This window comes from Paracoccus shandongensis (genome assembly GCF_017315735.1).
Lineage (GTDB): Bacteria > Pseudomonadota > Alphaproteobacteria > Rhodobacterales > Rhodobacteraceae > Paracoccus > Paracoccus shandongensis.
Genome location: NZ_JAFLRK010000030.1, coordinates 37,482 through 46,072 on the forward strand (window position 1 = coordinate 37,482; position 8,591 = coordinate 46,072).

At 69.8% G+C, this 8,591-nt stretch carries 8 protein-coding genes and 1 pseudogene; 1 reads left to right on the forward strand and 8 read right to left on the reverse strand.

Translation table 11 applies throughout. From position 1 onward, the window contains the following. Nucleotides 1-25: 25 nt before the first annotated feature. From JX613_RS15470 to fsa, 6 genes are all read right to left on the reverse strand, one after another. A complete protein-coding gene (locus JX613_RS15470; RefSeq protein WP_207102361.1) occupies nucleotides 26-895 on the reverse strand; it encodes a 50S ribosomal protein L11 methyltransferase in 870 nt (289 codons plus the stop codon). Next, the gene (gene msrA, locus JX613_RS15475) at nucleotides 892-1,470 is read right to left on the reverse strand and encodes a peptide-methionine (S)-S-oxide reductase MsrA (protein WP_207102362.1); all 579 of its coding nucleotides are present in this window, start codon (nucleotides 1,468-1,470) and stop codon (nucleotides 892-894) included. Before msrA ends, JX613_RS15470 begins: the two co-directional genes overlap by 4 nt. 50 nt (nucleotides 1,471-1,520) lie before the next feature. Then, complete coding sequence (locus JX613_RS15480) at nucleotides 1,521-2,297, reverse strand: dienelactone hydrolase family protein (RefSeq protein WP_207102363.1); 777 nt, start codon at nucleotides 2,295-2,297, stop codon at nucleotides 1,521-1,523. Nucleotides 2,298-2,365: 68 nt separating this feature from the next. Next, on the reverse strand, nucleotides 2,366-3,265 hold the full coding sequence (locus JX613_RS15485; RefSeq protein ID WP_207102375.1) for a tyrosine recombinase XerC: 900 nt from the start codon (nucleotides 3,263-3,265) through the stop codon (nucleotides 2,366-2,368). A gap of 26 nt (nucleotides 3,266-3,291) precedes the next feature. Further along, a complete protein-coding gene (locus JX613_RS15490) occupies nucleotides 3,292-3,987 on the reverse strand; it encodes a DUF484 family protein (RefSeq protein ID WP_207102364.1) in 696 nt (231 codons plus the stop codon). 16 nt (nucleotides 3,988-4,003) lie between these two features. Further along, the gene (fsa, locus tag JX613_RS15495) at nucleotides 4,004-4,657 is read right to left on the reverse strand and encodes a fructose-6-phosphate aldolase (RefSeq protein WP_207102365.1); all 654 of its coding nucleotides are present in this window, start codon (nucleotides 4,655-4,657) and stop codon (nucleotides 4,004-4,006) included. A 100-nt stretch (nucleotides 4,658-4,757) separates the two neighbouring features. Between fsa and JX613_RS15500 the strand changes: the two genes are divergently transcribed. After that, a complete protein-coding gene (locus JX613_RS15500; RefSeq protein WP_207102366.1) occupies nucleotides 4,758-6,974 on the forward strand; it encodes a primosomal protein N' in 2,217 nt (738 codons plus the stop codon). A gap of 113 nt (nucleotides 6,975-7,087) precedes the next feature. Here the strand turns inward: JX613_RS15500 and JX613_RS15505 are convergent, their stop codons facing one another. Beyond that, nucleotides 7,088-8,020, reverse strand: coding sequence for a lytic transglycosylase domain-containing protein (locus JX613_RS15505; protein WP_237168611.1), 933 nt, complete (start codon nucleotides 8,018-8,020; stop codon nucleotides 7,088-7,090). Nucleotides 8,021-8,033: 13 nt separating this feature from the next. After that, nucleotides 8,034-8,591, reverse strand: a pseudogene (locus JX613_RS15510) (hypothetical protein); the annotation flags it as partial.

Sequence of the window (8,591 nt, forward strand, 5' to 3'; positions counted from 1 at the left end):
TGGCGTCACGTCCATTCGGTTGTCGTCAGGACCGGGCCATGGTCAGGGCCGACCAGTCCGCCAGGTCGTCGCGCCTTTCCAGCGTGAAGCCTGCGTCGCCATAGACCCCCGTCACCTCGTCGGCCTGGGTCGTCAGGATCCCCGACAGGATGATCCGGCCCCCCGGCGCGACTATCGCGGCCATCTGCGGCGCCAGGTCGATCAGCGGCTGCTTGAGGATATTGGCCAGCACCAGGTCGTAGGGCGCGTTGTCCTCCAGCATCTGGTGGGCAAAGCCCGCGGCCTCGATGCAGATGATCCGGCCGTCCAGCCCGTTGGCGATGACATTGGCCGCCGCCGTATCGACAGCCACGGGGTCGATGTCGCTGGCCAGCACCGTGACCGGCCACACCCTTGCCGCCGCCATCGCCAGCACGGCGGTGCCGCAGCCGATATCGACGATGCGGTGCGGCTGGAAGCCTTGGGTGGCCAGCCGGTCCAGCGCCTCCAGGCAGCCCTTGGTGGTGTTGTGGTGGCCGGTGCCGAAGGCCATCGCGGCCTCGATGCACAGCGCCTCGACGCCTTCGGGGACGGTGTCGGCATCGTGGCTGCCGTGGACATAGAAGCGGCCCGCCCGCACGGGCGTCAGTTCCCGCTTCACATGGGCGACCCAATCCACGTCCGGAACCTCGGAAATGGCGAAGGGATTGGCGCCATGGGCGGCGGCCAGCAGGGCCAGGGCGATGTCGTCGGGCGCCTCGGTGAAATAGACGCCGACTTCCCAGCGGTCCGAGCCGTCCTCGATCTCGAAGACGCCGGTGCCGACGGGTTCGGGATCCAGATCCTCGCAGGCCTCGGCCAGGGCCTCGGCGGCCTGGCGGCCCCCGACATGGGTCAGCGCGGAATAGGTGGTCATGGGATCGGATCCGGGTTGGGAAGGCTCGCCTCTACCCCGGTGCCCTTCAGGCCACAATAGCCGTCGGGGTTCTTTTCCAGATACTGCTGGTGCTCATCATGCGCGGGCCAGAAGGGCGCGGGGCCGATGATCTGCGTGGTGATCTTGCCGAAGCCCGCCACCGCCAGGCGGTTGTCATAGTCGATCCGGGACGCCTCGGCCGCCGACATCTGGCTGTCGGTGAAGGCCATGATCAGGCTTCTATACTGGGGGCCCGCATCGTTTCCCTGCCGGTCGCCCTGGGTCGGGTCGTGGTTTTCCCAGAACAGCTTCAGCAGGTGGTCATAGCTGATCTTGGAGCTGTCATAAACGATGCGCACGACCTCGGCATGGCCGGTGGTCCCAGACTTGACCTGGTCGTAGGTGGGGTTTTCCACCGTGCCGCCCGCAAAGCCCACCTGGGTCAGCCAGACGCCGTTCTGCTGCCAGAACAGCCGCTCGACGCCCCAATAGCAGCCCATTCCGAAGATCGCCTGGTCCAGGCCCTGCGGGACAGGGCCGTCCAGGGGGCGGTTGAAGATCGCATGTGTGGTCATGGTGACATCCTTCTGATCCTGGGGGCCAAACGCTGGAGGAGGGCCGCGGTTCAGCCAAGGCCGTGCGTCGCCATCCAGGCCAGGCAATCCTCGGCCAGCCAGGGGCCGATCGCGTAATACCAATGCGTATGGCCGGCGATGGCGATCATGTCGGCGGGATGGCCTGCGGCGGCCAGGGCCTCGGTCGTGGCGCGGGCCTTCGCGGGCGGGAACAGGTGGTCGCCCGCGCCGACATAAAGCCGCACCGGCACCGATGCCGTGGCGGGGGACTGGACCGCGTCGGCGGGCAGGGCCGCGCCATGGGTGGCCACCGCGCGCCACGGTCCCTGCAGGCGGTTGGCGTAAAGCTGCGCCAGGATCCCGCCCGAGGAATGGCCGAACATCGCCACCCCGTCCGTCGCCAGCTCCACGCGCGCCGAGGCGGCGTTCAGCGCGGCGACCAGCAGGCCCGGCGGATCGGTCTCGGGCGACCAGCCCTCGCCCAGGGCATCGGGCGCGATCAGGACGACACCGCTGCGGTCGGCCGCCGCCCGCCACATGTCCAGCATCGACCGGCCCGTCCGCTGCGCGCCGTGCAGCAGCAGGATCGACCGGCGCGGACCCTCGCCCTGGGGCACATAAAGGTGGACCTGCCGCGCCTGCCCGGCATGATCCAGCGACAGCGTTTCGCCGATATCAGTGGGTTCCGCATAGGCCGGATCGGCGCCCACGCGCGGGACGCCCGGCGGATAGGGGATGTAGTCGACGCGGGCCGGGCCGGCATGGCCGGGGCGGGCCAGGGCGGCGGCGGTTATGGCGGAGATGAACTGCCTGCGATCGGGGACCATCAGCACTCTTTGGAAAAACAGGGCGTTGCGACGATCTTGTGGCATTGCCGGGCCGCCGTCCAGAGGGTTTATCCCCGTGGATGCGCCGCCTGATAAACGGCCATCAGATGCGCGTCATCGACGCCGGTATAGACCTGCGTTGTGGACAGGCTTGCATGGCCCAGCAGTTCCTGGATGGTGCGCAGGTCGCCGCCCGCCGCCAGAAGATGCGTGGCAAAGGAATGGCGCAGGGCGTGGGGCGTGGCGGTGGGCGGCAGGCCAAGCGCCGCGCGGGCCTTTTGCATCGCCCCTTCGATGATGCCGGGCAGCAGCCGCCCGCCCCGCACGCCCCGGAACAGCGGCTGGCCGGGGGCGGGCTGCCAGGGACATTGGCGCAGGTAATCGGCCATGGCCTGCCGCGCCACGGGCAGGACGGGAACCTGGCGCTGGCGTCCGCCCTTGCCGGTGATCGTCAGGCTGTCGCGGAAGGGCCAGTCCTCGCCGTTCAGGTTCAAGGCCTCGGATATCCGCAGCCCGCAGCCCCAGAGCAGCGTCATCACCGCCAGATCGCGCGCCGCGACCCAAGGGGTGTCGTGCCCGACGGCGATCATGTCCAGCGTGTCCCGCGCCTGGTCGGGCGTCAGCGGGCGGGGCAGGGACCGGGTGTATTTCGGGCTGCGCGTGGACAGCGCCGCCGACAGGTCATGGCCCTCGCGGTCGGAAATCCAGCGCAGGAAGCTGCGCACCGCCGATTGCCTGCGCGCCAGCGACCGCGCCCCCAGGCCGCGCGCGCGTTCGGCGGCGGCGAATGCGCGCATGTCGGTCTGGCGCAGGCCTGCCAGCGACTTCGGCGTGGCGGGTTGCCCGTGATGGCCGCCCAGGAAGGCCAGGAAGGCCAGCAGGTCGGCGCGATAGGCGATGATCGTGTGGTCCGCGCGGTCGCGGGTTCCGGCCTCGACCTCCAGCCAGCGGGCCAGGGCAGCGGCCATGGCGGGCGCCAGGGCCAGCGGCGGGGTCACGGGCGCAGCCGCGACAGCAGCACCAGCCGGAACACCTGCGCGAAAAAACGCAGCAGGTCGGTGCCATGGGCGGGCATGAAGCGGGACTTGTCGGCGCTGCCCATCAGCAGCATGGCGCGGGGGCGCCGCGCGCCCAGGTCGATGGGCAAAAGCGCCTCGGACGCGATGGCGCGGCCATGCATCAGCTGCGTGACGGGCGAGGCGGGGCGCAGCACGATGTCGTCGCCGCGCGGGGTGCGCCGCCCGGCCGCTATGATCCGGCCGATGGCGCCATCCGGGACCAGGACCGCATCCTCGGGCAGGCCGGGGATGGCGGGGTCGGGCTCGACCACCAGCCGCAGGGTTTCAATGCGCAGCAGGGGCGCGATGTCGGATTGCAGGCTGTCGATCAGTTCGGCCAGGTCCGCCGATTCCAGCAGGCCGATCACCGCGCGGTGGATCACCGCCATGCCCGACTGGTTGTCGAAGGCCGCGGCGATCACGCTTTCATGCTGGGTTTCCAGCCGGTCGAGGCGCGTTTCCAGCGCCTCCATCGCGCGGCCGCGGATGTCGATCACGTTGTCGCCGATCTCGGCCTCGCGCGCGGCGACAAGGGCGCGCATCAGGTCGCGGTCGGCCAAAAGGACGCCGGGATCGGCCAGCAGCTTGTCGCGCGTCTCGGGGTCCAGCCCCGCCTGCTGTTCCGATGCCATGCCTGTTTCCCTTTGTTCAGCCGATCTTCTGACCGGTCTTGGCCCAGTCGGCAGTGAACTGCTCAAGCCCCTTGTCCGTCAAGACATGCTTTGCCATCGACTTGATGACAGCCGGGGGCGCGGTGATCACGTCGGCGCCGATCTTGCCCACCTCGATGATGTGGTTGACCGAGCGGATCGAGGCCGCGAGGATCTGCGTCTCGTATCCATAGTTGTCGTAGATCTCGCGGATGTCGGCGATCAGGTCCACGCCGTCCAGGCCGATGTCGTCCAGCCGCCCGATGAAGGGGCTGATGAAGGTCGCGCCCGCCTTGGCCGCCAGGATCGCCTGGGCGGGGGAAAAGCACAGCGTCACGTTGACCATGTGGCCTTCGTCGGCAAAGACGCGGCAGGCTTTCAGCCCGTCCCAGGTCAGCGGCACCTTGATGGCGATGTTGGGGGCGATCTGCGCCAGGTGGCGGCCTTCGCGGATCATGTCGTCGGCGTTTTCGGCCACGACCTCGGCGCTGACGGGGCCGCTGACCATCTCGCAGATTTCGGCGGTGACTTCCTCGATGTTGCGCCCGGCCTTGAGGATCAGGGACGGGTTGGTGGTCACGCCGTCCACCATGCCCAGGTCGTTCAGCTCTCGGATGGCATCCACATCGGCGGTATCAAGGAAGAATTTCATGGCGAGGCTCCATAAGCGTTCGGGTGGGTGATAGCGCAAAACCATGTCCGCCGAAAGGGCGGGCTTGCAACGCGGGCGGTGCAAGGCTTTATCAAGGATGATGAAAACCCCGCCCGCCATTTTTCCCGCCCCGTTCTTTCCGGCGCGCGCCCGGATCGCCGTCCTGACGGTCGAGCCCGTGGGCGTGCTGGACTATCTGGCGCCCGAGGGCGGCGTGGCGCAGGGCCAGCTGGTGCTGGCGCCGCTGGGCCCGCGCCGGGTCGTGGGCCTGGTAATGGGCGAAGGCGTGGGCGACTTCGACCTGGCCAAGCTGCGCCCCGTGGCGCGCGTCCTGGACGCGGAACCCTTCGACCCGCGGTTTCTGGAGTTCCTGACGCGGGCCGCCGATTACACGCTGACGCCCTTGCCCCTGATGCTGCGGATGGCCACGCGCGCGCCCGACCTGGACCAGCCCCCCGCCGCGCGCCGGGTGATCGTGCCGGGCGGGGCGCCCCCATCCCGCATGACCGAGGCGCGCGAACGGGTGATGCAGGTGATCGCCGACCATGGCGGGGCCAGCTTTGCGCCATCCGAACTGGCGCAACTGGCGGGCGTGGGCACGGCGGTGGTCAAGGGCCTTGTCGCGGCGGGCACGCTGGCCGAGGTTCAGGCCCCGCGCGACCTGCCCTATCCCCGGCTGGATTCCTCGCGTCCCGGCAAGCCGCTGGACGCCCAGCAGCAGGCGGCCGCCGATGCCCTGCGCGAGGCCGTGCGGTCGGGCGGATACGGCACCACCCTGCTGCGCGGCGTCACCGGATCGGGCAAGACCGAGGTCTATCTGGAGGCCGTCGCCGAATGCCTGGCGCAGGGCCGTCAGGCGCTGGTCCTGCTGCCCGAGATCGCGCTCTCGGCCGAGTTCCTGGACCGGGTCGAGGCCCGCTTCGGCGCGCGTCCCGGCGAATGGCACAGCGGCATCACCCGCACGGAACGCCGCCGGTTGTGGCACATGGCCGGGCGCGGGGACGTGGGGCTGGTCGTGGGGGCCCGGTCCGCGCTGTTTTTGCCCTTCCGCGACCTGGGCCTGATCGTCGTGGATGAGGAACACGACAGCAGCTACAAGCAGGAGGATGTCGTTTACTACAGCGCCCGCGACATGGCGGTGCTGCGCGCATCCATCAACGGGGCGCAGGTGGTGCTGGCCTCGGCCACGCCGTCCCTGGAAAGCTGGGTGAACGCCCACAGCGGCAAATACCGGCGGCTGGATCTGCGCAGCCGTTACGGCACGGCGGAACTGCCCGACATGGCGGCCATCGACCTGCGGGCCGAGGACATGCCCTCGGGCCGCTGGATCTCGCCCATGCTGGCGGGGGCGGTCGAAGCGCGGATCGCCAAGGGCGAACAGTCGCTGCTGTTCCTGAACCGGCGCGGCTATGCGCCGGTGATGCTGTGCCGGGCCTGCGGCGAACAGATTGCCTGCCACCAATGCGACGCGCGGATGGTGGAACACCGCTTCCAGAACCGCCTGGTCTGCCACCAATGCGGCGAATCGCGGCCCATCCCGCTGGCCTGCCCAAGCTGCAAGGTCGAAGGCAAGCTGGCCCCCATCGGCCCCGGCGTGGAACGCATCGCCGAGGAAGTTGCGGCCCGCTTCCCCGACGCAAAGGCCACGGTTCTGTCCTCGGACCTGTTCCAGTCCGCCCGCGCGCTGAAGGAGACCATCGCGGATATCGCCAATGGCGACACCCAGATCATCATCGGCACGCAGATCGTCGCCAAGGGCCACAACTTTCCCCGCCTGACGCTGGTGGGCGTGATCGACGCCGACCTGGGCCTGCAAGGGGCGGATTTGCGCGCGGCGGAACGGTCGTTCCAGTTGATGCGCCAGGTCGCGGGCCGGGCGGGGCGGCAGGGGGGCGCCGCGCCGGGGGTGGCCCTGCTGCAAACCCATCAGCCCGACCATCCGGTGATCCGCGCGATCCTCTCGGGCGAGGACGAGGCCTTCTGGAACGCCGAGGCTGCAGGCCGCCAGGCGACCGGAATGCCGCCGTTCGGACGGTTGGCGGGGATCATCCTGTCCCACCCGGACCTGGGCGTCGTCACCGACTTCGCCCGCCACCTGGCCGCCCATGCCGCGCCGCTGGAACAGGCGGGCGCGCAATTGTGGGGACCGGCCCCTGCGCCCATCGCGCGCATCCGGGGCCGCCACCGGGTGCGGATGCTGATCCACGCGCCCCGGCAGGCGCCCATCCAGGCGGCCATCGCCGACTGGCTGGCCCCGATGAAGCCGCCCGCGAACCTGCGCCTGTCGGTGGACATCGACCCGCAGAGTTTCCTGTGAACAAGGGGCGGCTTTGAAGAACGCCTGATGTCCCGACGCTTCAGGAAATGCGGCGCGTGACGTTTTCCAAGGCGGGGCCACGGGCAAGAAAGCCGCTGAAGCTGCTTTCTGGCTCAGTTCTTCAGCACGATGCAGCGCCCGCCCAGTTGCTTGAAGCGCGCGCAAAAGCGGTTGGCCTCGGCCTTGCTGTCCCAGCCGACCTGGGCGGTATAGACGGCGCGCGGCATCCCCGTCAGGCGCTTGCGCACGTAACCCACCTGCTTGTCGCCCAGGATCGGGCGCAGGCTGCGGTTCAGGCGGGCGACCTGGCGGGATGCGCCCGACTGGCTGGGATGGCTGGCCACGATCACGCCCCAGGGAAAGACCTTGGGCTGGACCATGAACTCGCGCAGCTTGCGTTCGCCCGCCAGCTTCTCGCAGGCGGGGCGGAAGGCCAGGTCGGGATCCAGCGCCAGCTTCAGATCGCTGGCGGGGGGCGGGTTGTCGCGCCATTGCAGCGCCTCGAAGCCGGTGATGGAGGCGACGTAATCCTGCGTTTCATAAGGCAGGGCGCCGTTCTGGCCGACAAAGCGCGCGGCGCGGTTCTCGCCGCCGTTATAGGCGACGGCGGCCAGGCCGATATTGCCGAAGGTGTCGGTCAGATAGCGCAGGTACCAGGCCGACTTGTGGATCGCCTGCGCGGGGTTGAAGGGATCCTCCAGGTCGTAGAGATCGGCGGTGCCGGGCATGAACTGGGCAATCCCGAGCGCGCCAACCGGGCTGACCGCGCCCGGCTCGAACCGGCTTTCCTTCCACAGCAGGCGGGCCAGGAAATTCGGATCCAGCCGGTGTTCCAGGGCGCTTTGCTCGATCAGCAGGCAGACATCGGCGACATAGTGGTCCAGGCGGATGCAATGGCGCCCGTCATCGGTGCAGCGCACCTGGTCCGCCGGCTGCGTCGGGGCCGACCCCGCCTCGGGCGAGGCCTGGGCCATGGATGCCGCCAGCGCCGCCACGGCAAGCGCGCGGGCCAGGCTGCGGCGAAGGAACCGGAAGGGGGACATCATCACCGCAGGGGCTTCATTCGGGATCGGAGGACTTGGGCTTGTCCTTGCCCGCCTTGCCCTTTCCCTTTCCCTTTCCCTTGCCGTCCTTCTTGCCCGCCTTGCGCTCGGCTTTGCGCGCGGCCTTTTCGGCCTCTTTCAGGGCCGCCTTCTCGGCCTTGCGCTCGGCCTTGCGGGCTGCCTTGCGCGCTTCCTTCTCGGCCTCCTTGGCGGCCTTCCTTTCGGCTTTCCGCGCGGCCTTGGCGTCCTCGGGGGCGGGCGGGACAGGGGGCGCGATGGCGGCCTGGGTCGGAACCACAACGGCGGGGACTGGCTTCGGGGCCGGTTTCGGATCGGCGGCGGGCCTTGCCTCGGCCTTCTCGGTGGCGGGTTTCGCCCCGGCCTTGGCGACGCGGCGCGATCCGGTGCGCAGGTCGGCCTTGCGCGTCTCGGCCTTCTCGCGGCCCGCGGGCTTGCGCGCGGGCGAGGCGGGCGCGCGCTTGGCCGCCTTCACCGGGGGGATGGGCTTTGCGGCGGGAACCTCGGGCAGGGGCGCGGCCTTGGCGGCCGGGGCAGGGGCGGCAGCCCCGGGTTG